26 protein-coding genes are annotated in these 25,607 nt (G+C 72.4%); 6 read left to right on the plus strand and 20 right to left on the minus strand.

Going from position 1 to position 25,607, the window contains the following annotated elements; genetic code table 11:
- Positions 1-45: 45 nt before the first annotated feature.
- From AC0682_RS25115 to trxA, 3 genes are read left to right on the plus strand one after another with little or no spacing between them, the layout of a single operon-like run.
- Positions 46-459, plus strand: a complete 414-nt coding sequence (locus AC0682_RS25115) for an arsenate reductase ArsC (protein WP_478535217.1) — start codon at positions 46-48, stop codon at positions 457-459.
- Positions 456-1,424: a thioredoxin-disulfide reductase gene (trxB, locus tag AC0682_RS25120; RefSeq protein WP_478535218.1), complete on the plus strand. Its 969-nt coding sequence runs from the start codon at positions 456-458 to the stop codon at positions 1,422-1,424. Before AC0682_RS25115 ends, trxB begins: the two co-directional genes overlap by 4 nt.
- A 41-nt stretch (positions 1,425-1,465) precedes the next feature.
- The gene (gene trxA / locus AC0682_RS25125; RefSeq protein WP_478535219.1) at positions 1,466-1,792 is read left to right on the plus strand and encodes a thioredoxin; all 327 of its coding nucleotides are present in this window, start codon (positions 1,466-1,468) and stop codon (positions 1,790-1,792) included.
- Between the two features lie 96 nt (positions 1,793-1,888).
- Here trxA and AC0682_RS25130 read toward each other — a convergent pair whose 3' ends face one another.
- Complete coding sequence (locus AC0682_RS25130; protein ID WP_478535220.1) at positions 1,889-2,260, minus strand: ArsR/SmtB family transcription factor; 372 nt, start codon at positions 2,258-2,260, stop codon at positions 1,889-1,891.
- Positions 2,261-2,431: 171 nt separating this feature from the next.
- On the opposite strand from AC0682_RS25130, the gene AC0682_RS25135 reads away from it, so the two are divergent.
- Positions 2,432-3,103 carry an arsenate-mycothiol transferase ArsC gene (locus tag AC0682_RS25135; protein ID WP_478535221.1) on the plus strand — a complete coding sequence of 224 codons (672 nt, stop codon included), beginning with the start codon at positions 2,432-2,434 and terminating at the stop codon, positions 3,101-3,103.
- Between the two features lie 42 nt (positions 3,104-3,145).
- Here AC0682_RS25135 and AC0682_RS25140 read toward each other — a convergent pair whose 3' ends face one another.
- The 15 genes from AC0682_RS25140 to AC0682_RS25210 form a co-directional block, all read right to left on the minus strand.
- Positions 3,146-3,916, minus strand: a complete 771-nt coding sequence (locus AC0682_RS25140; RefSeq protein WP_478535222.1) for a winged helix-turn-helix transcriptional regulator — start codon at positions 3,914-3,916, stop codon at positions 3,146-3,148.
- Between the two features lie 54 nt (positions 3,917-3,970).
- Positions 3,971-4,837: a phosphate ABC transporter ATP-binding protein PstB gene (gene pstB / locus AC0682_RS25145; RefSeq protein WP_478535271.1), complete on the minus strand. Its 867-nt coding sequence runs from the start codon at positions 4,835-4,837 to the stop codon at positions 3,971-3,973.
- A 43-nt stretch (positions 4,838-4,880) separates the two neighbouring features.
- A complete protein-coding gene (pstA, locus tag AC0682_RS25150; RefSeq protein WP_478535223.1) occupies positions 4,881-5,792 on the minus strand; it encodes a phosphate ABC transporter permease PstA in 912 nt (303 codons plus the stop codon).
- A complete protein-coding gene (gene pstC / locus AC0682_RS25155) occupies positions 5,789-6,736 on the minus strand; it encodes a phosphate ABC transporter permease subunit PstC (RefSeq protein ID WP_478535224.1) in 948 nt (315 codons plus the stop codon). The genes pstA and pstC overlap by 4 nt, the downstream gene beginning before the upstream one ends.
- Positions 6,733-7,722, minus strand: a complete 990-nt coding sequence (locus AC0682_RS25160) for a PstS family phosphate ABC transporter substrate-binding protein (protein WP_478535226.1) — start codon at positions 7,720-7,722, stop codon at positions 6,733-6,735. The genes pstC and AC0682_RS25160 overlap by 4 nt, the downstream gene beginning before the upstream one ends.
- A gap of 329 nt (positions 7,723-8,051) precedes the next feature.
- A complete protein-coding gene (locus tag AC0682_RS25165; protein ID WP_478535228.1) occupies positions 8,052-8,828 on the minus strand; it encodes a class I SAM-dependent methyltransferase in 777 nt (258 codons plus the stop codon).
- Between the two features lie 42 nt (positions 8,829-8,870).
- A complete protein-coding gene (locus tag AC0682_RS25170; protein ID WP_478535229.1) occupies positions 8,871-9,857 on the minus strand; it encodes an aldo/keto reductase in 987 nt (328 codons plus the stop codon).
- Positions 9,854-11,470, minus strand: coding sequence for a GMC oxidoreductase (locus AC0682_RS25175; protein WP_478535230.1), 1,617 nt, complete (start codon positions 11,468-11,470; stop codon positions 9,854-9,856). The genes AC0682_RS25170 and AC0682_RS25175 overlap by 4 nt, the downstream gene beginning before the upstream one ends.
- Positions 11,471-11,502: 32 nt before the next feature.
- Positions 11,503-12,684 (minus strand): acyl-CoA dehydrogenase family protein, encoded by a 1,182-nt coding sequence (locus AC0682_RS25180; RefSeq protein ID WP_478535231.1) that lies wholly within the window; start codon positions 12,682-12,684, stop codon positions 11,503-11,505.
- Positions 12,681-13,385: a 4'-phosphopantetheinyl transferase family protein gene (locus tag AC0682_RS25185; RefSeq protein ID WP_478535272.1), complete on the minus strand. Its 705-nt coding sequence runs from the start codon at positions 13,383-13,385 to the stop codon at positions 12,681-12,683. The genes AC0682_RS25180 and AC0682_RS25185 overlap by 4 nt, the downstream gene beginning before the upstream one ends.
- Entirely contained in the window at positions 13,382-14,143 is a 762-nt protein-coding gene (locus tag AC0682_RS25190; protein ID WP_478535232.1) for a class II aldolase/adducin family protein, read from the minus strand. Before AC0682_RS25190 ends, AC0682_RS25185 begins: the two co-directional genes overlap by 4 nt.
- A complete protein-coding gene (locus AC0682_RS25195; RefSeq protein ID WP_478535233.1) occupies positions 14,140-14,895 on the minus strand; it encodes a dihydrodipicolinate reductase C-terminal domain-containing protein in 756 nt (251 codons plus the stop codon). The genes AC0682_RS25190 and AC0682_RS25195 overlap by 4 nt, the downstream gene beginning before the upstream one ends.
- Positions 14,888-15,193, minus strand: coding sequence for a hypothetical protein (locus tag AC0682_RS25200; protein WP_478535234.1), 306 nt, complete (start codon positions 15,191-15,193; stop codon positions 14,888-14,890). The genes AC0682_RS25195 and AC0682_RS25200 overlap by 8 nt, the downstream gene beginning before the upstream one ends.
- Complete coding sequence (locus AC0682_RS25205) at positions 15,190-16,626, minus strand: class I adenylate-forming enzyme family protein (RefSeq protein ID WP_478535236.1); 1,437 nt, start codon at positions 16,624-16,626, stop codon at positions 15,190-15,192. Before AC0682_RS25205 ends, AC0682_RS25200 begins: the two co-directional genes overlap by 4 nt.
- A 5-nt stretch (positions 16,627-16,631) precedes the next feature.
- A complete protein-coding gene (locus AC0682_RS25210; RefSeq protein ID WP_478535237.1) occupies positions 16,632-18,110 on the minus strand; it encodes a nitroreductase family protein in 1,479 nt (492 codons plus the stop codon).
- Positions 18,111-18,381: 271 nt separating this feature from the next.
- Between AC0682_RS25210 and AC0682_RS25215 the strand changes: the two genes are divergently transcribed.
- Together AC0682_RS25215 and AC0682_RS25220 are read left to right on the plus strand one after the other, a co-directional pair.
- On the plus strand, positions 18,382-19,212 hold the full coding sequence (locus tag AC0682_RS25215) for a helix-turn-helix transcriptional regulator (protein WP_478535238.1): 831 nt from the start codon (positions 18,382-18,384) through the stop codon (positions 19,210-19,212).
- Between the two features lie 61 nt (positions 19,213-19,273).
- Positions 19,274-20,641: an aminotransferase class V-fold PLP-dependent enzyme gene (locus tag AC0682_RS25220; RefSeq protein ID WP_478535239.1), complete on the plus strand. Its 1,368-nt coding sequence runs from the start codon at positions 19,274-19,276 to the stop codon at positions 20,639-20,641.
- A gap of 229 nt (positions 20,642-20,870) precedes the next feature.
- On the opposite strand, the gene AC0682_RS25225 is transcribed toward AC0682_RS25220, so the two are convergent.
- The 4 genes from AC0682_RS25225 to AC0682_RS25240 all read right to left on the minus strand — a co-directional run bounded on the left by AC0682_RS25225 (position 20,871) and on the right by AC0682_RS25240 (position 25,598).
- The gene (locus tag AC0682_RS25225) at positions 20,871-22,010 is read right to left on the minus strand and encodes a ThiF family adenylyltransferase (protein WP_478535240.1); all 1,140 of its coding nucleotides are present in this window, start codon (positions 22,008-22,010) and stop codon (positions 20,871-20,873) included.
- Positions 22,011-22,039: 29 nt separating this feature from the next.
- A complete protein-coding gene (locus tag AC0682_RS25230; protein ID WP_478535241.1) occupies positions 22,040-23,101 on the minus strand; it encodes a ketoacyl-ACP synthase III family protein in 1,062 nt (353 codons plus the stop codon).
- A gap of 72 nt (positions 23,102-23,173) precedes the next feature.
- Entirely contained in the window at positions 23,174-23,944 is a 771-nt protein-coding gene (locus AC0682_RS25235; protein ID WP_478535243.1) for an SDR family NAD(P)-dependent oxidoreductase, read from the minus strand.
- A gap of 40 nt (positions 23,945-23,984) precedes the next feature.
- A complete protein-coding gene (locus AC0682_RS25240) occupies positions 23,985-25,598 on the minus strand; it encodes an FAD-dependent monooxygenase (protein ID WP_478535244.1) in 1,614 nt (537 codons plus the stop codon).
- Between the last annotated feature and the right edge of the window lie 9 nt (positions 25,599-25,607).

Genomic DNA, 25,607 nt, shown 5'->3' on the forward strand with positions numbered 1-25,607 from the left:
ATTTCAGTCGCGCCTGATTTCGTCGCGAGACAAGAGAGACCTGCCGTGTCCGAGAAGCCCTCCGTCCTGTTCGTCTGCGTCCACAACGCCGGCCGTTCCCAGATGGCGGCCGCGTGGCTGTCGCACCTGGCCGGGGACCGCGTCGAGGTCCGCTCCGCCGGCTCCGCCCCCGCCGACCAGGTCAACCCCGCCGCCGTCGAGGCGATGCGCGAGGTCGGCATCGACATCACCGCCGAGACCCCGAAGATCCTCACCGTCGAGGCGGTCCAGGCGTCCGACGTCTGCATCACCATGGGCTGCGGCGACACCTGCCCCGTCTTCCCGGGCAAGCGCTACCTGGACTGGACGCTGGAGGACCCGGCGGGCCAGGGCGTCGAGGCCGTCCGCCCGATCCGTGACGAGATCCGGAAGCTCGTCGAGGGCCTGATCGAGGAGATCGCCCCGGAGAAGACCGCGTGAGCGAGGTCCGGAACGTCATCGTCATCGGATCCGGCCCCGCCGGATACACAGCCGCCCTCTACACCGCCCGCGCGCAGCTCCAGCCGCTGCTGTTCGGCAGTTCGGTCTTCGTCGGCGGCTCGCTGACGACCACGACCGAGGTCGAGAACTTCCCCGGCTTCCCCGGCGGTGTCGACGGGCCGGTCCTCATGGAGAGCATGCGCGCCCAGGCCGAGCGGTTCGGCGCTGAGATGATCGACGACGACATCGTCTCCGTCGACCTGACCGGCGAGATCAAGGAGCTCACCGACTCCGCCGGTACCGTTCACCGGGCCCGGTCCGTGATCATCGCGACCGGGTCCGGCTACCGCAAACTCGGCCTGCCCAACGAGGACGAGCTGTCCGGCCGCGGCGTCTCCTGGTGCGCCACGTGCGACGGCTTCTTCTTCCGTGACCGCGACATCGTCGTGGTCGGCGGCGGGGACACCGCCATGGAAGAGGCCACCTTCCTCACCCGCTTCGCCAGGTCGGTCACCGTCGTGCACCGCCGCTCCACCCTGCGCGCCTCCCAGGTCATGCAGAACCGCGCCTTCGCCGACGACCGGATCTCCTTCGTGTTCGACAGCGAGATAGCCGGGATCAAGGAGGAGAACGGCATGCTCGGCGGCGTCGTCCTGCGCGACACGTTCACCGGCGAGACCCGCGACCTGGCGGCCACCGGCCTGTTCATCGCGATCGGCCACGACCCGCGCACCGACCTGTTCACCGGCCAGATAGACCTCGACGACGAGGGCTACATCGCGGTGGAGTCCCCGTCCACCCGCACGAACCTTCCCGGCGTCTTCGCCGCCGGGGACGTCGTCGACCACACCTACCGCCAGGCCATCACCGCCGCCGGAACCGGTGCCGCGGCAGGGCTCGACGCCGAGCGCTACCTCGCCGCCCTCGCCGACAAGGCCCCGGCCATGGCCGCAGCCACGGCCTGACGCGGACCGAACCGCACCACACACCCCACGAGGAGGCACCCGTGGCCCTCAAGACCGTGACCGACGCTTCCTTCGAAGCCGACGTCCTCAAGAGCGACAAGCCCGTCCTGGTCGACTTCTGGGCCGAGTGGTGCGGCCCGTGCCGTCGGCTCGCGCCCTCTTTGGAGGCCATCGCCGCCGAGCACGGCGACACGATCGAGGTCGTCAAGCTCGACATCGACCAGAATCCCGACACCGCCATGAAGTACGGCGTGATGTCGATCCCCACGATGAACGTCTACGTGGCCGGCGAGGTCACCCGGACCATCGTCGGCGCCAAGCCCAAGGCCGACCTCGTACGGGAGCTGGAGGGCTTCCTCTCGGACTGAGCCCCCGGAGCACGCTGCCGGGGAGCGAGAGCAGGCCCTGGTCCCGCCGTAGTGCGACATGGCGGAACCAGGGCCTGCTTTCGTCATGCGGCCGGGTCAGGCCGTCTCGGGGTCGAGGATGTCCCGGACCCGGCGCAGGCCGTCACGGTCGACCGAGTACCAGGCCCAGGTGCCACGGCGCTCCCTTTTCAGCAGCCCGGCCTCGGTCATGATCTTCAAGTGGTGGCTGACCGTGGGCTGCCGCAGCCCCAGGCACTCCGTCAGGTCGCAGACACACGCCTCCGCCGCCGGGGAGCGTTCGATCAGCCGCAGTATCTGCAACCGGGTCGGGTCGGCGATGGCCTTGAGCACCGCCGCCAGCCGCTCCGCCTCCTCGCGGTCGATCAGGAGGCAGGCGAGATGAGGGTTGCACGCCTCCGTCTCCGGGGCACGCACGTCCTGCGACGCGTCCATTGCAGTGATAGCCATCTATTCACCATACGAGCGACGGCGCACGGAACACCTCCCCGGAAGATGGCCATGGCATGAGTTCACCGACCGTTCACTTTCACTTCCGCCCGGTCAGAACATAGACACACATCTATTATTTTGGCGAGGGGGCCGACCGGGGGCCCGCGGGCCGGACCGAGGAGGGGCACCGTGGGCGAGTCGACTCACCTCGGGCGGCCGATGCCGCCGCTTCGGAGCACGAGCGCGCTGCTCGACCGCATCACCCGGCGGCCGGCCGCGCGTCACCACCGGTCGTTCTCCCGCGAGACCGTCGAGCGGTACGTGGCGGAGTGCGCCGGTCTCCTCTCGGGCCGCGCACGGGTACGCACCCATCTGCCCGCACTCGTCGAACGTTTCGCGGACCAGCGGCTCAGCGCCCTGGCCCGCGGGGCGGGACTCAGTCCCAAGCCGGTCCCCGAGGTGCTGTTCGTGTGCACGGAGAACGCCGGACGCTCTCAGCCGGCCGCAGCCCTCGCGCGTCACCGTGCCGCCGGCGCGGTCACCGTCACCACGGCGGGCTCGGCGCCCGCCGGCGACATCTCGCGGGTCGTACGGCGGCTCCTGGCGGAAGCGGACCTGGACGTGGGCGAGGAGTTCCCCAAGCCGCTGACGTCGGAGGCCCTCCAGGCCGCGGACGTGGTGGTCACCCTGGGCTGCGGCGACGCCTGCCCCGTACAGCCCGGGCGCCGATACCTCGACTGGGACCTTCCCGATCTCGGCGGACTGGACATCGAGAGCGCGCGGGCCGTGCGGGATGCTCTGGCGGCGAGGGTCGAGGGTCTGGTCCGCGAGCTGTCGCCCGAGCAGGCCGCGAGCGCGTGACCCGCCGCGGAGTGCGGGAGCTCGGCGGTCGTGCCTTCCGCGTCAGGCGCCCGAGGGCGCCGGGGTCCGGTCGGCGCTGCATTCGAGCCGGTAGCCCATGCCGCGGATCGCGTCGATGGTGCAGCAACTGCCCGCATCGTCACGGAGCTTGTTCCGTACCCGGCGAACGTGGACGGTGAGGGTGTTGCTGTCCAGGGCGTCGGTGCCCCACAGCGCGCGGGTGAGCTCGGCCCGGCTGATGACCCGGTTCGGGTTCTGCATCAGATAGCGCAGCAGTTGGAATTCACGGACCGGCAAGCTCAGCGAGCGTCCGCGTACATGGACGTGGAAGCCGGCCGGGTCAAGCTCGATGTCGCCGACGGTCAGGAGGGCCGCCGAGCCGTCTCCCGCGGCCCTGTCGGCGGTGAGCAGCGGGAGTATCTCCTCGGTGCGATAGGGCCGGGCGACGATGGCGACGGCCCCGGCGGCGAGTGCGGCGGTGGCCTCGTCCACTCCGTCCGGCCCGGCCCCGACGATGACGGGGACCGGGTGGAGTCGGGCGATCAGTTCGGTGACCTGCGCGGCGCCGACCGCGGGGAGCGGTGCGGCCAGCAGGATGGCGGCCGGGCGGCAGGCGCCGGCCTGGAGCAGGGCCTCGGCGCCGTCGTGGCAGACGGTCACGAAGACGCCTGCGCCCTCGAAGCGGGCCACCGCTCGGCCCGCGAGCACGAGGTCCGGCTCGGCCAGGAGCAGGCCCGGTCCGTTGGTGTGGGCCTTGCCGCCCCCGCCGCGCGGTGCGTCGGGTCGCGGGGGCCGTGGTGCGTCGGGGGTCACCCGTGGTTCTCCTTCACGGTGGCGGCGCGCAAAGGCCGGTAGGCGTGGGGCGGCTCAGCCGAAGCGGCCTGAGATGTAGTCCTCGGTGCGCTGGTCGGCGGGTGCGCTGAAGATCCGGGCGGTCTCGTCGTACTCGACGAGCCGGCCGTGGCGTACGCCGTGGTCGTCGACGTCGGCGGTGAAGAAGGCCGTGCGGTGCGAGACGCGGGCGGCCTGCTGCATGTTGTGGGTGACGATCACGATCGTGTACTCCTGGGCGAGGTGCTCCATGAGGTCCTCGATCTTGGCCGTGGCGATCGGGTCCAGGGCAGAGCAGGGCTCGTCCATGAGGATCACCTCGGGCTTGACCGCGATCGTGCGGGCGATGCACAGCCGCTGCTGCTGGCCTCCGGACAGCGCGAGCGCGGAGCCCTTGAGCTTGTCCTTGACCTCGTCCCACAGCGCGGCGCGCGTGAGGGTCTCCTCGACCAGGTCGTCCAGGTTCCCCTTCGTCCCGGCGACCCGGGGACCGTAGGCGATGTTGTCGTAGATGGACTTGGGGAACGGGTTCGGCTTCTGGAAGACCATGCCGATCCGGCGGCGGACCTCGATCGGGTCGACGTCCTTCCCGTACAGGTCCTCGTCGTGGTAGCGGACCTTGCCGGCCACGCGGGCGCCGGGCACGAGGTCGTTCATGCGGTTGAAGCAGCGCAGGACGGTGGACTTGCCGCAGCCGGAGGGGCCGATCATCGCGGTGATCTGCCGCTCGCCGATGGTCATGTTGACGTCCCGTACGGCCTCGTGGTCGCCGTAGAAGACGGACAGGCCGCCGACCTCGAACACGGGGCTGGTCAGTTCGGGCGCCTCGCGGAAGGCGACGTCCGGGGACTTCGCGCCGGCCCGGGTGGTGCCGCCGGCGGTGGCGTCGGAGGGTGGGGTCATGGTGGCCTCCAGTGGTGATGGAGTGGTGGTCGAGGTCATGGGGTCACCAGCGGCGTGAGTAGCGGTTGCGGAGCCAGATGGCGGCGGCGTTCATCAGGAGCAGGATCGCCAGGAGCAGGATGATGGCCGCGGAGGCGAGGTGGTGGAACTCCTCGCGGGACTGGCTGATCCAGTTGTAGATCTGGACCGGCAGCACGGTGTAGGAGCTCTGCAGGCCTTCGGGGTTGAACATCACGAAGGTGACCGCGCCGAGCATGATCACCGGTGCGGCCTCGCCGATCGCGCGGGACAGGGCGAGGATCGAGCCGGTCGCGATGCCGGGCACGGCGGCCGGGAGGACCTGGCGGCGGATCGTCTGCCACTGGGTCGCGCCGAGCGCGAGGGACGCCTGCCGGATGGAGCGCGGTACGGCTCTGATCGCCTCGCGCGAGGCGATGACGACCACCGGCAGGACGAGCAGCGACAGAGTCAGCGCGGCGGTCAGGACGGTGGTGCCGAGGGCGAACTGCCGGGCCAGCAGGCCGAGTCCGAGGATGCCGTAGATGATCGACGGAACGGCGGCCAGGTTCTGGATGTTCAGCTCGATCAGCCGGTTGTACCAGCGGTCGGGGTCGGCGTACTCCTCCAGGTAGATCGCCGCCATGATGCCGGTGGGCAGGCAGAACAGCGCGGTGAAGGAGATCACCCAGAGCGTGCCGAAGATGGCGGACTGGGCACCGGCGTTCTCGGGGCGGCGGACGGAGGGGAAGTTCTCCCACAGCCTCGGGTCCAGGCGGGGCCACGCCTCGATGAGGACGTAGGCGAGCAGGGAGACGAGGAAGACGATGCCGACGGCGAGGCAGGCCAGGAGCAGCCAGCGGAACAGGGTCTCGCTGGGCCGGAACCGGGGCCCGGCGAGCCGGCCGCGCTCGGGCTTGCGGACGGGTGCCGGTGTCCGGGCGGGGGCGGTGGTCACTCGTACACCTCCCGGTACTTGCGCACCAGACGGATGCTGAACAGGTTCATGAGGAAGGTGGCGACGAACAGCAGCGCGCCGACCGCGAAGATCGTGTCGTACGCGATCGAGCCCACCGGCACGTCACCCGAGGCGGCGCGGGCGATGAACGCGGTCATCGTCTCCATCTCGTGCAGCGGGTTCAGGGTGAAGTCGGGCTTCGAACCGGCCGCGATGAGCACGATCATGGTCTCGCCGACCGCGCGGGAGACGCCGAGGACGCAGGCGGCGACGATGCCGGACAGCGCGGCGGGGACGACGACGCGGACGGAGACCGTGCGCTTGCCGGAGCCGAGGGCGAAGGCGCCGTCGCGCAGCGAGTGCGGCACCGCGGACAGGGCGTCCTCGGTGAGCGAGGCGATCGTCGGCACGATCATCACGCCCATGACAAGGCCGGCGGAGAGGCCGTTGCGGACCTCGGGCTGCCAGCCCTCGGGCAGCAGGCCCTGGAGGAGCGGGGTGATGAACGCCATGGCGAAGAAGCCGTAGACGACGGTGGGGATGCCGGCGAGCACTTCCAGGCTGGGCTTGAGGACCTTGCGGACGCGGGGGCGCGCGTACTCGCTCAGATAGATCGCGGCACCGAGGCCGACGGGGATGGCCACCAGCAGCGCGATGCCGGTGATGGCGAGGGTGGCGGCGACCAGCGGCAGCACGCCGAAGTTCTTTTCGGCGAAGAGCGGGGTCCATTCGGTGCCGGTGAAGAACTCCACCGGGCTGACCTGCTGGAAGAAGCCCACCGCGGGCGGGACCAGCGAGATGACGATCCCGACGGTGGTGGCGACCGAGACCAGCGCGGACACCAGCAGCAGGGCCTTGACCACGGCCTCGCCGTAGCGCGGGCGGGCCCGCCGCAGGGACCGCGTACCGGTCCCTGCGGCGGACGGGGTAGTGGAGCTCGTCACTTGGCGGCTGCCTTGAGCTTGTCGAGGGCGACCTGGAGATCCTTCTCCTGCTGGGCGTTGAGCGGGATGAACTGGGCGTCCTCGGCGATCTTCTTGTGGTTCGCCACATAGAACTCGACGAAGTTCAGGACCTGCGGCTTCTTCAGTCCGGCGTCCGACGGGTAGATGAACAGCTGCCGGCCGAGCGGGCTGTACGTGCCGTCCTGGACTGCGGCGGCGCTCGGGTCCACGCAGCCCTTGCCGCCGTCGACGGCGACGGCCTTCAGCTTGTCCTTGTTCTCCTCGAAGTACGAGAAGCCGAAGTAGCCCAGGCCGCCCTTGGTGCCGGAGACTCCGGTGACGATGACGTTGTCGTCCTCGCTGCCGCTGTAGTCGGTCCGCGAGGCACCCTCCTTGCCGTTGATCTCGTCGGTGAAGTAGTCGAAGGTGCCGGAGTCGGTGCCCGGACCGAACAGCTTCAGCGGCTCGTTCGGGAACTTCGGGTCGACCTGGTTCCAGTTGTTCACCTTGGAGCCGGGCTCCCAGATCTTCTTCAGCTGCGCGGTGGTCAGGCAGGTCGCCCAGTCGTTGTCCTTGCTGACGACGACGCTCAGCGCGTCGTTGGCGACGGAGAACTGCTCGTACTTGATGCCGTTCTGCTCACAGGTCTTGATCTCCTCGTCCTTGATCGGACGGGAGGCGTCGGAGATGTCGGTCTCGCCGACGCAGAACTTCTTGAAGCCGCCGCCGGTGCCCGAGGTGGCCACGGTGACCTGGACCTTCGGCTGCTCCTCCGCGTACAGCTCCGATGCCGCACTGGACAGCGGGGCGACCGTGCTGGAGCCGTCGATCAGCACCTTGCCGGACAGCTCCTTGCCGTTGCCGCCCTCGCCCCCGTCACCCTTCGAACCCGCGTCGCCGCCTCCGCACGCACTCGCGGCCAGCATCACAGCAGCCGTCAGCGCCAGGGGAGCCTTCGCCCGGCGCAGCGAAGTGGAAATGTTCACGACTCTCGACCCTCGTGTCTGCCGGATGCCCCGGCGTTCTGGATCCGGTGCGCGGCGCGCCCCGTTCGGACAACTAGATCGAAGGCCGTCTATGTGAACTCCCGGTGTACGGGGAGCCCCTCCCGCATGAACGATAGTCGTTCATCTATATAGACGGATCATGATGCTATAGGGGGTGGCCCCGTCGTACGAGGAGGAACCGGCCGGCCCGTACCCGGAAGCCGGTTTCTCCGGCGGTCACCCGCGTGCCGGGGGCAGCGGTGGCCGGAGTCAGGGTGAGGGTGGGAGCGTGGCCGGACCGCCCCCACCCTCACCGCCCGCACCTGCGGTCACTCGCCCCACTTCATGTAGATGACCGGAGGCTCGCGGCCCGGCAGCTGACGCAGCGGGGCCATGTCGAGGCCGAAGACCTCGCGCAGCGCCGTGGTCTCCCCCGGCCACTTGGGGTGGGCCAGCTCGTCGAAGGCCAGGATGCTGCCCTTGGTCAGGTGCGGCTTGATGGCCAGCAGGAGTTCCTTCGTCGGCTGGTACAGGTCCAGGTCGAAGTAGGCCATCGCGATGACCGTCTCCGGGTTGTCCTCCAGGTAGCGCGGGACCGTCTCGCGGACGTCGCCCTGGACCACGAAGGAGCGCTGGGTGTGCCCGAAGGGCTCGGTGGCCTCGTGTGCGGCGAGCACCTCGCGCAGGTGGTCGACCTCGCCGTCCGGGGTGGCGAAGCGGCCCGGCACGGCGCTGGTGCTCACCTTGTCGACGTCCTTGATGTCGTCGGGGAAGCCCGTGAAGGTGTCGAAGCCGACGATGCGGCGCAGCGAGTTGTACGGCTCGTAGATGCTGCGCAGGGCCGTCAGAGTCGCCAGGTGGCGGCCGTGGAGCACGCCGAACTCCATGATGGTGCCGGGCACTTCCGGCAGCATGCGGTAGAGGGCGTCCATGGACAGCAGGTCGGCGAGCTGCTGGCGGCGCAGGTACACCGGCAGGTTGTCGATCAGGTACTCCGGCGGGATCGGCGTGTCGACGAGGAGCTTGGTCAGGCGCTCGCGGGCGTCGCGGTCCCGCGCGGACTCGTGCGGGACGATCCGCGGGTCGGTGTACTTGTTCTCGTTCATGGGAGTGTGCTTCCTTATCGCTTCGTTCCGTGTGCGTGAGGTTCAGGAGAGCCAGCAGTCCGGGGCGGAGCCGCCGCGGCCCACGGGAGGGAAGAGTTCGTCGAGCCGCGACGTCAGCGACTCGGGCAGGGGATGTTCGAGAGCCTGGATCGCGCCGTCGACGTGGGCCCGGGTGCGCGGGCCGATCACCGCGGAGGTCACCCCGGGGCGCGAGAGCGTCCAGGTCATGCCCACGACGGCCGGGTCGAGTCCGTGCTCCGCGCAGAGCTGCTCGTAGGCGTGGATGGTGTCGTACTGCTCCCGCAGGGCCTGTGCCGCGCGGCCCTGGGCGGACTTGACGGCCGTGCCCGTGCGCTGCTTGGCGAGGACGCCGCCCAGGAGCCCGCCGTGCAGGGGCGACCAGACCAGCAGGCCGAGGCCGTGGGCCCGGGCGGCGGGGATGACCTCCAGTTCCGCGTACCGGGTGACCAGGTTGTAGACGCACTGCTCCGAGACCAGGCCCAGGGCGTTCCTGCGCTGGGCGGCCGCCTGGGCGGACGCGATGTCCCAGCCGGCGAAGTTGGACGACCCGACGTAGCGGACCTTGCCCTGGGCCACCAGCAGGTCCATCGCCTGCCACACCTCGTCCCAGGGCACGGAACGGTCGATGTGGTGCATCTGGTAGAGGTCGATCCAGTCCGTGCCCAGGCGCCTGAGCGACGCCTCGCAGGCCGCGACGATGTTCCGGGCGGACAGCCCGCCGTCGTTGAGCCCGTCGCCCATCGGGTCGCCCACCTTGGTGGCCAGGACCACGCGGTCGCGACGGCCCGGCTCCTTGTCGAGCCAGCGGCCGATGACCTCCTCGGTGTGGCCCTTGTGGACGCGCCAGCCGTAGGTGTTGGCCGTGTCCACCAGGTTGATGCCCCGGTCGAGGGCGTGGTCCATGAGGTCGAGCGCCTCGTCCTCCTCGACCCGGCCGCCGAAGTTGACGGTGCCGAGTGCCAGGCGGCTGACGCGCAGGCCGGTGCGGCCGAGCTGGGTGTGGATCACGTGTCCTGCCCTTCCTGCGGCGCGGCGGCGACCGCGGACGCGGCGCTCCCGGTGCCGCTGATGCGGCGTGCGATGTCGCGGGCCCCGATGACGGCCAGCGCGACGCTGGTGAGGGTGGGGTTGCAGGCCGTACGCGTGGGGATGACGCCGTTGCCGGCGACGTAGAGGTTGTCGACGCCCCACACCCGCCCCGCGGGGTCGCAGACGCTGGTGCCGTCGTCGTCCTCGCCCATGCGCACGGTGCCCTGGTAGTGCAGGGAACTGCCCGAGGGCAGGACCCAGGCCCGCTCGCCCTCGGCGGGGCGGCCCAGGACCTTGCTCAGCCGCAGCGCCTCCTGCTCGGCCTCCGCGAGAGTCGCGCGGTCCTCCTCGTCGAGGGTGTGGTGGATCGTCATGGCGGGCATGCCGGCCCAGTCCCGCTCCGTGTCACTGAACTCGAGCCGGTTGTCGGGCCGCGGGCGCTGGGAGGTGAACAGGTGCACCGCGACGAGGGGGACGTCCGCCTCCCGGGCCCGCGCGCCCTTCGACACGGTGGCGGGGTCGATCCGGGTCAGCATGCCGTGGAAGGGGTAGCGCCGGCCCTCGTAGGGGATCCAGGTGACCCCGCCGGGCGGCTCGCACTCCCCCTCGGCCGCGGCGTACCCGTGGACCTCGGTGATCACCGAGACCTGCGGGTGTTCGTTGAGGTAGCGGCCGAGCGCCCGCGGACGCACTCCCGAGGCGAACAGCAGCTGCGGGGTGCGCAGTGGGTCGGCGGCCACCACGACGTAGTCGGCGCCCACGACCTGGCTGCCTCCGGTGCCACGGTCGCGCAGCCGCACGCCGGCAGCCCTCCCGTCGCGCACCAGGACCTGTTCGCACAGGGTGTTCGCGCGCAGTTCGACGCTGCTGCCCGGCCCCGTCGGGAGTTCCCCGAGGATGACGTCCGTACCGTGGCGCCGCAGTTCACCGCCGACGCGGGTGGCGGCCAGGGGCATGGCCCGCACCGTGCGGTCGGCGGCGCGTCCCTGGTCGAGTTCCCGGCCCAGCAGGTGGCGCACATGCGCGGCGAAGGGCGAGTCGTCGCACTGGGTACTGTCCACACAAAGCAGGCGTTCCGCGGTCTCGTACGCCTCGGCGAGCTCGGCGGGGGGCACAGAGCCGACGCGCTCGTCCTCACCGGCGCGCGGGGCGGCACCGAACCACAGGGTGCCCATGCCACCCACGCCGCATACCTGCTGGGCCGCGGGCAGGCCGTCGGCCGTCAGGTCGCCGGAGCCCACGGCGAACATGCCCGGCCTGTCGACGAGGGCCCGCGCGCGCTCCTCCGGGCTCTGGTTGTGCGCGACGGCCGAGGCGGCGGCCGTCGCGTACGGACGCTGGTGGGGGCCCTGGGCGGCGACCCGGGCGCGCTGCTGTTCCCCGGCGTCGGTGATCGTGGTCAGGTGTCGGCCCGGCGGGTCCGTGAGCACGGGGCCCGCCTCGACCAGCAGGACGCGGGCCGTGGGCTGCGCCGCGTGGATCTGGTGGGCGTACGCGGCGCCCGCCGGTCCGCTGCCGACGACGACCACGTCGACGGCGGCCGGGACATCGCCTGGGCCCTCGACCGCCGCCCGGGACTGGTGTGCTGACATGCTGTTCCTCCCTCGGAGCTCGGGTCGGCGGGTTACAGGGACCGGGCGACGACGACGCGCTGGATCTGGTTGGTGCCCTCGATGATCTGGAGCAGCTTCGCCTCGCGCATCCACCGTTCGACCGGGTGGTCCTCGACGTAGCCGTAGGCGCCGAGCGCCTGGACGGCATCCGTCGTGACCCGCATCGCGGTGTCGGTGGCGAAGAGCTTGGCGCGGGCCGCGGCGGCGGTGACCGCCGACGCGCTCGCACCGGAGTCGAGCGTCCGCGCCGCCTCGCGCACCAGGGCGCGGGCCGCGGCGATCTGCGTGGACATGTCCGCGAGCAGGAACGAAAGGCCCTGGAAGTCGATGACGGGGCGGCCGAACTGGCGCCGGGTCTTCGCGTACGCGACGGCGTGCTCCAGTGCCGCGGAGGCGAGGCCCACCGCGCAGGCGGCGATGCCGAGCCTGCCGCGGTCGAACAGTCCGGAGGCGATCAGGAAGCCCTTGCCGGGCCGTCCGATCATCCGGTCCGCCCCGACCTCGGCACCGTCGAACAGCACCGAGGCGGTGGGCGAGGAGCGCACGCCCATCTTCTTCTCCGGGCGCTGCACTTCGAGGCCGGGAGTGGCGGCGTCGGCGAGGAGCAGCGAGAGGCCGCGCACGCCCGGGCCGCCGGTGCGGCAGAAGACGTTGTAGAAGTCGGCCTGCCCGGCGTGGCTGGTCCACGCCTTGGTGCCGTCGACGGTGTAGGTGGCGCCGTCCTCACTCCGCCTGGCCGTGCAGGAAATGGCCCCGATGTCGGAACCCGCCTCGGCCTCGGAGATGCAGTTCGCGCCGAGCTGCTCACCGCCGAGCATGCCGGGCAGCCAGCGCTCGCGCTGGGCGTCGGTGCCGAAGGCGGCCAGCGGGTAGCACGCGAGGGCGTGGATGTTGACCGACTGGGCGACCGCGAGCCATCGCCTGGCCAGGATCTCCAGGACGCTCACGTGCACTGCGTGGCTCTGGCCGCCGCCCCCGTACTCGGTGGGGTACGGCAGGCCCAGCAGTCCGGCGCCGCCCAGCGTACGCAGGATGTCGCGCGGGAAGCGCGAGGCGGCCTCGAACTCGTCGGCGTGCGGCGCGAGTTCCTTGTCGGCCAGTGTCCCGGTCAGCGCCAGCAGGTCGCGGACGAACTCGTCCTGTTCCGTCGGCAGGTGCCTCGGGAGGCTTTCTGTGAGGGGCAGGGCTGTCATCGTGACGTCGGTCCATCTTCCGGTGGGTGGGGGCGGGGTGCGGGCGCCCGGTGGGGGGCGAGCAGGGCCAGGGCGAGCGTGGCCGGGTTCTGCGGCCGGTCGTAGGCGACGCAGACGGCGACGCCGTGCAGGGGGTGCAGGACCCGCCAGCGCAGTCCCGGTCGGCTTCCGCCGTCGGCCAGCAGCGCTCCCGGGTGCGGGGCGGGCAGGTTGATCGGCGTGGTCCCGGTGGCCTTGGCGCACGCCTCGTGGATCGCCCAGCGCCTGGCGACCGCGACGGCCTGCCGGTCGGCGGGCAGGGCGGCCAGCTCGCGCTGCTGCGCCGATGAGCAGCAGCGACGCAGCAGGCCCTGGGTGGGCGGTACCGGGACCTGGACGTCGACGCCCACCGCGCAGCCGGCTGCCACGGCGACGGCGATCGTCCCCTGGCTGTGCGAGACGCTGATGCCGGTGCCCGGCAGGTCCACCAGGACGGGCTTGCCGCGGTCGGTGGTGCCGATGCGGCAGGACCGTGTCCAGCGTCCCAGGGCGCGTTCCAGCGCCCAGCGCAGCAGTGTGCGTCCGGCAGTGAACTCGTGAGCCCTGTGCGGCGCGTAGCCACGTGCCCGGCGCAGTTCCTCGGCGCTGAGCAGGTGCGCGTGGGGCGCCGTCGCCGCCGTCGTGGCGCAGGCCACGAGGATGGCGTGGCGGCCCGGACTCATCTCCACGTGGCGGCTTCGGGCCAGACGCGCCTGACGCGCCGGACCGCGTAGTCCCAGTAGGAGCGCACCGACAGGTCCGCGTAGATGAAGTCCCGCTTGAGGGCGACGTCGTCGGCGGTGGCCCAGGTGTAGGGAACGCCGCTCTGCTCCGCGAGCAGTTGCAGGCGGCAGGCCCGCTCCAGGACCTGGGCGAAGACCGCGGCGTGCCGCACGCTCTTGCCGACGATCACCCCGCCGTGGTTGCGCAGCAGCACGCCCGAGGCGTCGCCGAGCGCCTCGGCGATGGCGTCGCCCGTGGCCTGGTCCAGGACCGTGTTGCTGGTCCGGGTGAACAGGGCGAGGTCGTCGGTGAAGTGCGCGCCGTCGTGCGAGACGGGGCGCAGTGCGAGGTCCGTGGCGCCGAAGACGAGGGTGTGCGGGGCGTGGCTGTGCACGATGCCGTTGACGTCCGGTCGCGCCCGGTAGATGGCCTGGTGCAGCGGGAGTTCGGGCGGAGCGAGTGGGTCGACGGGGGCGTCGGGGTCGATGGACGCGGCCACCACCTGGCCGGGAGTGGCCTCGTCGAACCCGCAGAGCGCGTTCTTGATGAAGAAGGTGTCGGAGCCGGGTGCCCGTGCGGATATCTGACCCTGGTTGAAGTCGTCGTGGCCGTCGAGGGAGAGCATGCGCGCCCCGGCGGCGATCTGGCCGGCCAGCCGGGCGGGCACCCGTGCAAGGGTGGCGCGGGAGGCCGGACCGGTTGCGGTGCCCGTGGTCACGGGGTGTCCTCCCGGTCGTCGTCGGCGGTCTCGGCCGCCATGGTGGCCAGCAGGTCGTCGAAGACCTGGTGGATCGTGTACGTACCGCGGGCGCGTCCGACGGCCCACTGCGCCGCTCCGATCGCACCGGCCGCGGCGGCGTCGAGCGAGCCCACCTGGTGGGTGAGCGTCAGGGTCTGCTCGGGCCAGGTGAGCCGGACCTCGTGGTCGCTGACCGCGGGGCCGCAGCGCAGCGAGGCGACGTCGGCGGCGGGCCGGCCGGTGTGCCGCTGCCACTGCCGGGCGAGCCGGGAGGCCGTGGTGCTCGGCCGGTGCCGCTTGGTGGCGGGGTGGCGTTCGAGGACGGCCGCCTCGGGGACCGCGCCGGTGATCCCGGCGCGGCCCATGGTGGTGACCACGTCGGCGACCAGGCGCAGCGCGCGGGTCTGGAGGTAGTTGCCCAGGGACAGGTTGGGAGCGAGGACGACGGCGGTGCCGGAGGCCCTTTCCTCAAGTGCCCGCAGGTGGCGCTCGTCGAGCCCGGAGACGCACTCCACGAGGGGGACGTCGAGGCGGGCGCTGAGGGCGGCGGCGCGCGCGACGGCCTCGGGCGCCGAGCAGTCGACGAGAACGCCGGGCGCGGGCACCGTGTCGCACTGCTCGGGGCGCCGCGGGTCAAGGAGGTGGGCGGTGAGTCCCTCCTCCGTGGCGAGCAGGTGCACGGCCCGGGCGAGAGCGCCCGTGCCGAAGACGCCGAGGACGGTCTCAGCCATCGACGGCCTGCTCTTCGCGCAGGTGGCGACAGACCAGTTCAACCAGAGTGTCGATCGTCTCGAAGTGTTCGCTCTCCTCCTCCGGGTCGAGGTAGACGCCGAGCTCGTTCTCCACCGTGTCGATCATGCGAATGTAAGCCAACGACGAGTAACTGACCTGGGGAAGCGACCAGTTGGCCGCCGCCAGGTCCTGTTCGGTCAGGTCGCCCTCCGCCGACCTGAGCACGATGCGCACAAGGTGCGGGCGGATGTGGTCCGGGGAGGCCGTCATGGCTGCGCTCTCCTTGGGTGTGGTCACTGGAAGTCCTGCGCTGTGTCGAACAGGCGGCGGAGCTCCGCGCTGGCGGGCTTGCCGCTGGTGCCCCGGGGAATGCGGGGCACGATGCGTACGAGGCTGGGGACCTTGTACGGGGCGAGGCGCTCGGCGACGTACCGGCGCGGTACGGCGGGGTCGAGGCCGGGGGCTCCGGCGAGCACCGCCGCGAGGGTGGCCGTGCCGTGCCGGTCCGTGATCTCCAGGACGACCGCGTCGTCCACTCCCGGCGCCCCGGCGAGGGCCGTGGAGACCTCCACGGCATCGATCTTTCGGCCTCCGACGTTGATGACCTGGCTCGTGCGCCCGGTCAGGACGAGGCTCCCGTCCCGCAGGTGGCCCACGTCGCCCGTGCGGTAGAAGCCGTCCGGGTCGATCCGCTGCTCCAGCACCCCGGGGGCGTTGAGGTAGCGGGTCCCCATGGACTGGCTCCTGACCGAGACGACGCCCGGCTCCCCGGCGGCGCCGGCACGCAGTTCGACGCCGGGCAGCGCCTGGCCGAGGCCGGGGTCGGTGCGCGGGTCGGCGGCGAAGGTGAGCGGCCCGGCCTCGGCGATGCCGTAGTAGTTCTGCAGCGGCACGCCGGTGCTCTCCTCGAACAGCCGCTTGGTGCGTGGATCCAGGGGTGCGGCGGACGAGATCGCCATGCGCAGTTCGGGCAGCGGTCCGGGGCCCGACCCGTTGCGCATCAGCGACTCGTACAGGGCGGGGAAGCCGATGAGGCGGGTGGCCCCGCTGTCGCGCAGGGTGCGGGTGACCGCCCCCGCCGTCGGCAGTCCGCTGCCCAGGCGCAGGCACGCGCCGACGAGGAACGTGGAGAGCAGGGAGGTGTTGAACGCCAGGCCGTTGGAGAGCGAGGCGAAGCACAGAATGGTGTCCTGGCCCGAAAGGCCGGTGCCCTCGGCCCAGTTGGCGGCTGCGCGGTAGACGGCCTCGCCGCGGAACTCGATGCAGCTGGGGGAGCCGGTGGAGCCGGAGGTGAAGCGGCAGACCTCCGTCTCCCGGTGCAGCTCGGGGCGGTCCGCCACCTCGGGGAAGCGGGTGATGTGCAGGGAGCCCGGAGCGGCGAGCCAGGAGCCGTGGCCGGGCACCGGGGTGGCTTCCTCGTGAACCAGCAGGTCGAGTCCGCAGCCACGCTGGATGCCCTCGGTCTCCTGGGGTCCGGCAGCCCGGTCGATGAGGAAGGGCACGCAGTCGGCCCGCAGGGCGGCCAGGTACGCCACCACGTAGTCGGCGGAGTTGGCGGCCTGGATGCCGACGCGCGGCCGGTCGCGGCCGGTGGGCAGGTTGGCGAGCCCGGTCGCGAACCGGTCCGCGGCCGCGTCGAGTTCGCGGTAGGTCAGGGTGGTGTGCCGGTCGGCGACGGCGGGTGCGCCGCCGTGCTCGCACAGGGTGTGGGTGAGGAGGTCGGTGAGCACGGCCGTCACCGCTGTCCGTGGGCGTGGGCGGGCTGGAGGCGGTCGATCTTGACCGTGGAGGTGCCGGGGGTGCCGAGCATGGCGACGTAGAGGACCTCGTCCTCGTCCGCGAGGCCCGCCAGGGAGTGCCAGCGCCCGGCGTCGAAGCCGCCGATGGTGGTGACCGCGGTGCCGGTGGCCGTGGCTCCGAGGTAGACGAGGTGGGCCAGAGCCCCGGAGCGCAGCAGCGCTTCGTCGACGCCGCGCATGCCGTGCCGGAAGATGTTCTGGTGCCGTGCGTGGAAGACGACGGCGGCGCAGGTGTGGCGCAGCTGCTCCTGGCCCATACAGAAGCGCACGATGTCCTCGGCGCTCGCGTGGGTGGTGCTGGTGGGTTCGGCGGCGATCTTGCCGTTGCCCAGGACCGGGTAGGCGCCGGGGGCGAGTCCGGTGACGCGGCGGGCGACCAGGGTGGCGCCGAAGCCGGGGGACGCGGGCAGGTCGGTGACCAGCGGGGTGCCCAGGGCGGACAGGGCCTCCCGCAGGCGCGGCAGCGGGAGTTCGGCGTCGCCGAAGTCCTTGGCCGAGCGCCGCCGGGCGGCGAGGCCCGCCAGGGTGCCGGAGGCCGGCGGGTGGGCCTCGCCGTCGCGCTCCGGGGCGAGCAGGGGGCGCGGACGCGGGGCGGCGGAGGGGGCCGGCGGGCTCTGCAGGCGTGGCAGCAGGCCGCGCCAGCATCGGGCCTCGGAACCGTTCCTGACGCGGGGCACCGGCGGTATGCCCCGCCAGTCCGTGCAGGTCCAGCCGGATACGGACGGCTGCCCCGTGCCGGTGCGGTCGGCCACCAGCAGGACGCTGTGGGGGGCGAGGTGGTGCTCGTCCAGGCGCAGCAGGGTGCCGAGGGGGCCGGTGGCCGCCCTGGTCAGCCACTGGGCGCGCCGGTGGCCGCGGCCGGCCAGGCAGAGCAGGTGGGTGCCGAGATGGGCGGCGTCCAGCTGCGCGTAGAGGTAGCCCCGGTCGTCGTACTTGCGGATGGACATCCACGGCCGTACGGCGATGAGGACCAGGAAGCCCTCGGGCGACGGGAGCGCGAGCCCGCCCCGGGCCAGTGCGTCGGCGACCTGCTCCCCCTCGTGGAGCAGGCGGCAGCCGCGCCGGGTGACGGCCACCGAGAAGACCCGCGGCCCGTTGGGCCCGTACGTGACGACGTAGGTCTCGTACGGGTACAGCGCGCCGGCCGAGGGTACGGAGGGTCCGCCGTGGAGCGAGCCCTCCGCGGAGGCCTCGAGCAGGGCGAGCGCGTCGCGCAGTTCCCCGGGCAGGTCGATGCGCCGAGGTTCGGGGGCGCCGTCGGGGACGGCGGCGAGGGACATCTGCTGCCAGAAGCGCAGGGCGTCCTCCACGGCCGCGTCCGCGGACTGGGGGCGGGGGCCGGTGGCCGCGTCCCCGATGCCGGCCTCGACGCGCTCGGTCGGCCGGCCGTCCATCACGGAGGCTTTCTCGTTCACCGGTTTCGCTTCTCCTTCCTGCCGGGGTGGGTTCGGCCTCGGCGTCTGAGTTGTCGCTTGCGAAGGGGTGACACTTGCACTGTGAATACGCAGAGTAATGACCGGAATTTGGCTCCCTCATTCCCCGGCAGCGGCTTCGATCTTGCCAGAAGAGTGTCGATCCGTGTAGACCATTCGGTGACCGATATCGGCCGTGACCGGCTCCGGACATGCAAGGCGGGAAATCAATTAGATGCTGTTGCAGACATTTTCAGGGGCGGAATTTTCTCCGGTGGAAACACTGTCCCAACTGATCGCCAGGCAGGAGGGCGCGCTGCTCGCGGCCGACGAGGCCACCCGCTCCCTGCGGACGCAGCTGGCCGCCCTCGCTGTGCACGCCGCCGGGCCCGCGCAGGCGGCGACGGACGTCGAGGAGATCACGGACCCGGCCCGCGTCCGGGCCCTGCTGGACTCCGTGGCCACCATGGCCCGACAGCAGATCCGGGTCATCCAACCGTCCGCCGTCGCCCGCCGGCTGATCGCCGAATGGCCGGTCGCGGACGCGTACGAGCCCGGCGGCGTCGGCGTCCGGACCATCCACCAGAGCTCCCTGCTGCACAGCGAGCAGGCGGCCGGCTACCTGGAGCGGCTCTCGCGGCGCGGTGTCCACGTGCGGGTCGCACCGCTGCTGCCGTTCCGCCTGATCCTGGTGGACGAGGCGTTCGCCCTGGCCTGCCCGCCGTCGACGACGCTGCTGGTCAGGCGGCCCGCACTGCTGCAGCTTCTCGGCCGGGTCTTCGAGTTCTGCTGGGACGGTGCCCGCGAGCTGCACACGCCGTCGGCGCCCGCCACCCCTCAGGAGCCGACCGTGCCGGTCGTCGGCAGCGGTGGTCGGGAGATCGTCCTCAGCGAGCAGGAGACGGTCATCCTGCGGCTGTGGGCGAAGGGGCGGCAGGACGTCGAGGTCGCCCGCGAACTGCGCGTGTCGCCGCGCACCCTGCGCCGCACGGTGTCCGCGCTGCTGCGCAGGCTCGGCGTGAGCAGCCGCTTCGAGGCCGGGGTCGTGGCGGCCCGCTCACCCCGGCTCCTCGAGGGCGCGGGGCATCCGCCGCTCCCCGCCTGACGCGCCCACCCCCCGCCCCGGGCCGCCGCAACCTTCCTTCCACACCACCGAGGAGTCCCTTGTGTCCACCACGCCCGCCCCTTCCGCCATCGACACGCTCTACGGCCCGCCGCTGCCCGTCCTGGGCGCCGACGTGCGCGTACCCCTCGTCACCGGCGGTGAGGTGTCCTACGGGGCGCTCGACTACGCGGCGAGTGCCCCGGTCCTGAGCAGCGTCTGGGACGACGTCAGCGCCTACATGCCCTACTACGGCAGCGTGCATCGCGGTGCCGGCCACCTGTCGCAGCTGTCCACCGACCTGTTCGAGCGGGCTCGGCGGACGGTCGGCGACTTCGTCGGCTGCCGGCCCGACGACGAGGTCGTATTCACCCGCTCGACCACCGACTCGCTGAACCTGCTGGCGGCCGCGCTCCCGGCGGGGGCCCAGGTCTACGTCTTCGAGACCGAGCACCACGCCGCCCTGCTGCCGTGGCCGCAGGCGCGGCGCACCGTGATGCGGGCTCCGAGCAGCGCGTACGAGGTCGTGGAGATCGTCGCCGAGACGCTGGCGGGCCGCGACCCGCAGCGACCCGGCCTCGTCTGCGTGACGGGCGCCTCCAACGTCACGGGCGAGATATGGCCCGTCGAGTCGATCACGGAGGTCGCGCATGCGGCCGGGGTGCGCGTGGTGCTGGACGCCGCCCAGCTGGTGCCGCACCGCCCGGTGGACGTCGCCCGACTGGGCGTGGACTACGTCGCGTTCTCGGGCCACAAGATGTACGCGCCGTTCGGGGCGGGGGTGCTGGCCGGGCGCGCGGACTGGCTCGGCGCCGCGGCACCGTACCTGGCCGGCGGCGGAGCGAGCAGGCGTGTCGTGCACGGGGCCGGTGCGCTGTCCGTCGAGTGGCAGCAGGGGGCCGCGCGGCACGAGGCCGGATCGCCGAACGTGGTCGGGGTGCACGCGCTGGCCTCCGCCTGCCGGGCGCTGACGTCGGCGGGCCTCGCGTCGATCGCCGCGCGCGAGGAGGCGCTGCTGCGCCGGACCCTGGCCGGCCTGGCCGGGATCGAGGAGGTCACGGTGTTGTCCTTGCTGGGCGGATCGGCGCCGCGGGTCGGCGTGATCAGCTTCGTGGTCGAGGGCTGGAACAGCGCCCACCTGGCCGCGGCGCTCTCGGCCGAGTACGGCATCGGGGTGCGCGACGGCATGTTCTGCGCCCACCCCCTGGTCCGCGGCCTGCTCGGCAACGCGCCCGACCACTCCGACGAGTGCGGGGCCCCCGAGCCACTGGCGCCGGGCGAGCGACCGGTGAACGCGGTGCGGGCCAGCTTCGGCGCCGGCACGCCCGTGGAGCACCTGGACCGTCTGGTGGCCGCCGTGGCGGAACTCGCCTGCGACGGGGCCCGGTGGACCTACCGCACGGAGGCGGGCCGCTGCGTCCCGGTGCGCTGAACCGGGAAACGCGCGCAGTGCCCGCCTGCCGGACGGCAGGCGGGCACACGGTTCCCATCGGGGTTTCCGATTGAATACGAACGCATTCTTTCCGCCCGCACATTTCAACGCCGCAAGCAATTCACCGGAACACGAATGAATTGTTCTTACGAGGGCTCGGAGCGGAGGAAATTCCCCACCCAACCCCGCCCCGTGACCACGTACTGTGATCAGCGGCGGGGGGCGGGGCTCAGTAGGTAGGCATCGCCGGGTCGATCCGCTGCGCCCAGGCCAGGATGCCCCCGCCCAGGTGGACCGCGTCCCGGTGACCGCTGCGCTTGACCACGGCGAGGACCTCCGCGGAGCGGATGCCCGCCCGGCACAGCAGCACGGTCCTGCGGTCCGCGGGCAGCCGTGCGGCGGCGTCGCCGTGGAGGAACTCCCCCTGCGGGACGAGCACCGAGCCCGGCACATGGGCGAAGGCGTACTCGTCCGGCTCGCGGACGTCGACCAGGTTGACCGGCGCGTCCGCGTCGAGCAGTTCCTTCAGCTGCTCCGCGGAGATCGTGGACTCCCGCGCGGCCTCGGTCGCCTCCGGCGAGAGCAGCCCGAAGAAGGGCTCGGCGGCGGCGGGTTCGGCCGGGCGCGCGGCCCGCTCGTGCGGGCGCAGCGGTACGGTCGCGCACGTGCCGGTCATGGCGTCGTACTTCGTCACCCGGCCGACCAGCGGCTCCCCCTGACCGGTGAGCAGCTTGATCACCTCGGTGGCCAGGGCGATCCCCAGCCAGGCGCCGACCACCTTCAGGGTGCCGGACATGCCCCGGAAGTAGGGGGCGGGAGGCTTCGGGAACAGGTCCCTGAGGCCCGGGCCGTGCCGGTCCCAGAAGACCGAGACGCGCCCTCCGGTCGCCTCCATGGAGCCCCACACGAAGGGGATGCCCGCCTCGGCGCAGACGTCGTCGACGAGCCGGCAGCGGGCCGGGTCCTCCCCCGCGCACACCACGAGGTCGTAGTCCTGGACCAGTTCGCGTGCGCGCGGCAGCTCGAACCGGTCCTCCGCCACGGTGCGCACGAACGGATGGGTGCGCCCGAGCGCGCGGGTCCAGGCCGTGGCCCGGTCCGCGGGCTCCGCGTCCGGCAGTCCGAGGTAGCGGTCCCACGGATTCATGGGCGAGCCGTCGGCGACACCGATCAACCCCACGCCGGAGTCGGCGAGATGGGCGATGAGCGGGGCGCCGATCTCGTCGGCGCCGATGACCAGGACCCGGCCCCCGGCGAGTCGGCGCTGCCCCTCGGCGCCGTGTCCTGCGAGTATCAACTGGTGTGCCTGGCGGCTTGTTTCTTCGGCGGGCAGGCCGGTGGCGGGGCGCGCCAGCGGGGGAATCGGCATGCGGGTCTCCTGTGGGTGTACGGGAGCGGTCACGGCTGCTGGTCGTCGGACTCGGCGGCCCAGTCGGGTATGTGCAGGATCTCCAGCACGGCGGCCCCCCAGTTGAAGCCGTAGCCGGTGCCGGCGAGCACCACGCGGTCGCCGGCTTCCAACTGCCCCGTGGTGAGCAGGTGATCGAGGCCCGCGACCTGGTCGCCGGAACCGAGGTGGCTGACCTGGCGGCCGAAGTCCCAGGTGGTCCGCTCCCGGCCCACCCCCATGTCGGCCAGCATGCTCCACCAGCGCACGGTCTGGCCGTTGTGGGGCATCACGAAGCTGCGCACGTCCGCGGCGTCGGTCTCCGCCTCGTCCAGGGCCTGCTCGATGCAGCCGCCGATGCCCCCCGCGATCCGCAGGGAGATCGCCTCCAGGTCGTCGAGGTTCCTGCGCATGAAGTCCGCCTTGCGGGCCCGCATGTTCAGCGGCTTCTCCCCGGACGCCGGGGCGTCCTTGAGGCCGCGTCCGCGGTACATGTGCTCCAGGGCGGGGTCGGAGGTCAGTGCGCAGGACAGGACCTTGGCGAAGCCGGGCTTGCGGCCGAGGAGCAGCGCCGTGCCGCCGTCCGCCATCACCGTGCCGCTCTCGGTGCGGAAGCGGTCGAAGCCGGGCGGGCAGAACCGCTCGCCCGTGGTGATGAGTACGGTGGCGTCCTCGTCGTGTCCTGCGAGGTGCCCGGCCGCCAGTGCCAGCGCCGCCATTCCGCCGTTCGACTTCTGGTCGACCTCGACGGCCGGGGCGCTTCCCCCGACGGTGTGGTGCTGGATGTAGGAGGAGGGCGTCCACATGTCCTGGCCCTGGAAGTAGGCGCTGGCGTGGAGCAGCAGGCGCACGTCGCACGGTGCCGTCGCGTCCCCGGCGCGTTCCAGCGCCTGGCGGGCCGCGGCCACGGCCAGGTCGGGGGCGAACGCGTCATCGGAGACCGTGACCCCGAGGAGGGCGTTGGCGGTGTACTCGGCGGAGGCATAGCGCCCGTCCCGTACAGCCTCCTCGAGGTCGAGCCGGCGGCCCAGCCGTACACCCAGGGACGTGAGGTAGATGTCGTTGAGGATCATGTCGGGACCTTTCGGACGTGCAACGGTGGTTTCGCGGCGGATCGGTGGGGCCGGTCCGCCGCGCGGAGTGCCTCACAGATAGGCCCCCCCGGTGGTCTCCAGGCGCTCGCCGGTGATCCACCTGGCCTGCTCCGAGGCCAGAAAGGCGACGGCGTCCGCCACGTCCTCGGGCTGCCCGAGCCGTCCGAAGACGGTCAGCGCCGCCGCAGCCGCGGCGTCCTCGGGGTGCGCGCGCATGCGCGCGCGGTGGAAGTCCGTCTCGATCAGCCCGGGGGCGACGGTGTTGACCGTGATGCCACGCGGGCCGAGTTGCGCCGCGAGGGAGCGGCTGAACGCCTCCAGCGCCCCCTTGCTCATGGCGTACGGCAGGACGTGCGGGTGGGCGATGCGGTTGGCGACCGAGGAGACGTTGACAATCCGTGCCCCGTCGCGCAGCAGCGGCAGGAGCCGCTGGACGACGAAGACGGGGGCCTTCACGTTGACGGCGAAGACCCGGTCCAGGTCCGCGCCGGTGAGGCTGGTGATGTCGGCGCGGCAGCCCACGCCCGCGTTGTTGACCAGTATGTCGAGCCCGCGGGCCCCCGTGCGCTCGAGCAGTCCCTCCTCGACACACGCGGCCAGGGCGGCGATGGCCTCCTCGTCCGCCAGGTCGGCGCGCACCGCGAAGGCGTCCCCACCGGCGGCGCGCACGGCCGCCACGGCTGCCACGGCCGCCTCGTCGTCCCGCCCGTAGTGGACGGCCACCACCCGGCCCGGACCCGCGAGCCGTTCGACGACGGCTCGGCCGATGCCCCGGCTGCCGCCAGTCACCAGTGCGGTGCGCGGTGCGGTGTCCGCTGTCACAGTTGTCTCCTGAAGGGGTGTCGGATGGGAGGGGCGTCGTTCACGGGCGGGCGAGGAGCGCGCAGAGCACGCGTTCCAGGCACGCCTCCGGTGCCGGGTCGAGGCTTTCGGCCCGCCAGGCGACGAAGCCGTCCGGGCGCACGAGGAGCGCCCCGTTGTCGCGGACGCCCACCTCGGCGGTCCAGGAGCCGTCGTCGATGCGGTGCCCGTCGGCCGGTACGCCGCCCAGGGAGGCCGCGGCCTTGTCAAGGGCGTCGAGCCAGGGCGCCCCCGCGGGGCCGGTCAGGAGGGTGAGGCGTCCGTCCACCAGGTCGAGCGTGGAGCGGATGCCCTCCTCCCCGGGCAGCCAGCGGTGCGGCAGGCGGGAGCCGGGCGCCCCGTCCAGGTTGCGGGCCACGTCCTCGGTGGAGGGCGGCTCTGCCCCAGCGCCGAGCACGACGGCCGAGGCGTAGCGGTAACCGAGGTGCACCACGGGGGCGTTGAGCGCCCCGGCCGCCGCCCTGCGCGCGCGACCCTCGGCCCCGGTCGCCCAGTGCAGGGAGGGGTCCTTCAGGCGCAGCGTCGACTGTTCGAGCGCGGACCGGGCGACGGGCAGGCGTTCGGCCTCGTAGGTGTCGAGGAGCGCCTCGTGCGCCGTCCCGTGCAGAACGTGGGCCAGCTTCCACGCGAGGTTGTGGGCGTCGGCCACTCCCGTGTTCATGCCGAAGGCGCCGACGGGCGGGATGGCATGCGCCGCGTCCCCGGCGAGGAAGACGCGCCCGGAACGGAACCGGTCGGCGATCAGGCCCCGGACCTGCCAGGGCAGGATGCTCACCACCTCGGGGGTCACGCCGGTGTCGCGGCCGAGCGCGGCGCGGATGCGCGCGGCGCACCGTTCGGGCGTGAAGTCGCCGGCTTTCGTACCGGATTCGCGGGGGTAGCGGAAGTGGTAGATCCACTCCGTGCCGCCGTCGACCGGCAGCAGCCCGCCGGGTGCTTCGGGGGTGGTGATGTCACACACCACGAAGGTGTGTCCGCGGGTCAGGGCGGACAGGTCGGCCCGGAAGAGCACGCTGATCAGGGGGTCACCGATGACGCCGGGTCCGCCGGTGCCGATCCCCAGCCGGTCCCGGACACCACTGCGCGCGCCATCGGCGGCGACCAGGTAGCGGGCCCGGATCTCGCGGGTCCCCCGGTCGTCGGCGACCTGCGCGGTCACCCCTCCCTCGTCCTGGGTGAAGGCGCGCAGTTCGGTGCCGAACGCGATGCGCGCCCCGGCCTCCCGGGCGGCCTCGATGAGCACACGGTCCAGCCGCCCCTGAGGGCAAGTGCCGCGCAGGCTCTGCGGGGTCAGCCCGGCATAGGCGTCGTCGCGGGGCAGGGCCCGCCGCGCCTCCTCGTCGAGGTCGGCGTCGGCGAGCGTGGGCGCGGCGAACATCTGCGGGCCGCTGCCGGTCATGTCCACGCACTGGGCGTCCACGGTGTCGGCGAGGCCCGCGGCACGCAGGATCTCCACGGTGCGCGGGCCGATCCCCATCGCGCGCGGGTGCGCGAGCGGGGCCTCGTGCCGTTCGACGACCGTGCAGGGGATGCCGGCCCGGGACAGGAACAGGGCGGTGCACAGCCCCACCGTGCTGCCCCCGACGACCAGTACGCCGGTGTTCTCGTCGGGCATGGGTGTTCC

It is taken from the genome of Streptomyces sp. NPDC043746 (genome assembly GCF_056436485.1).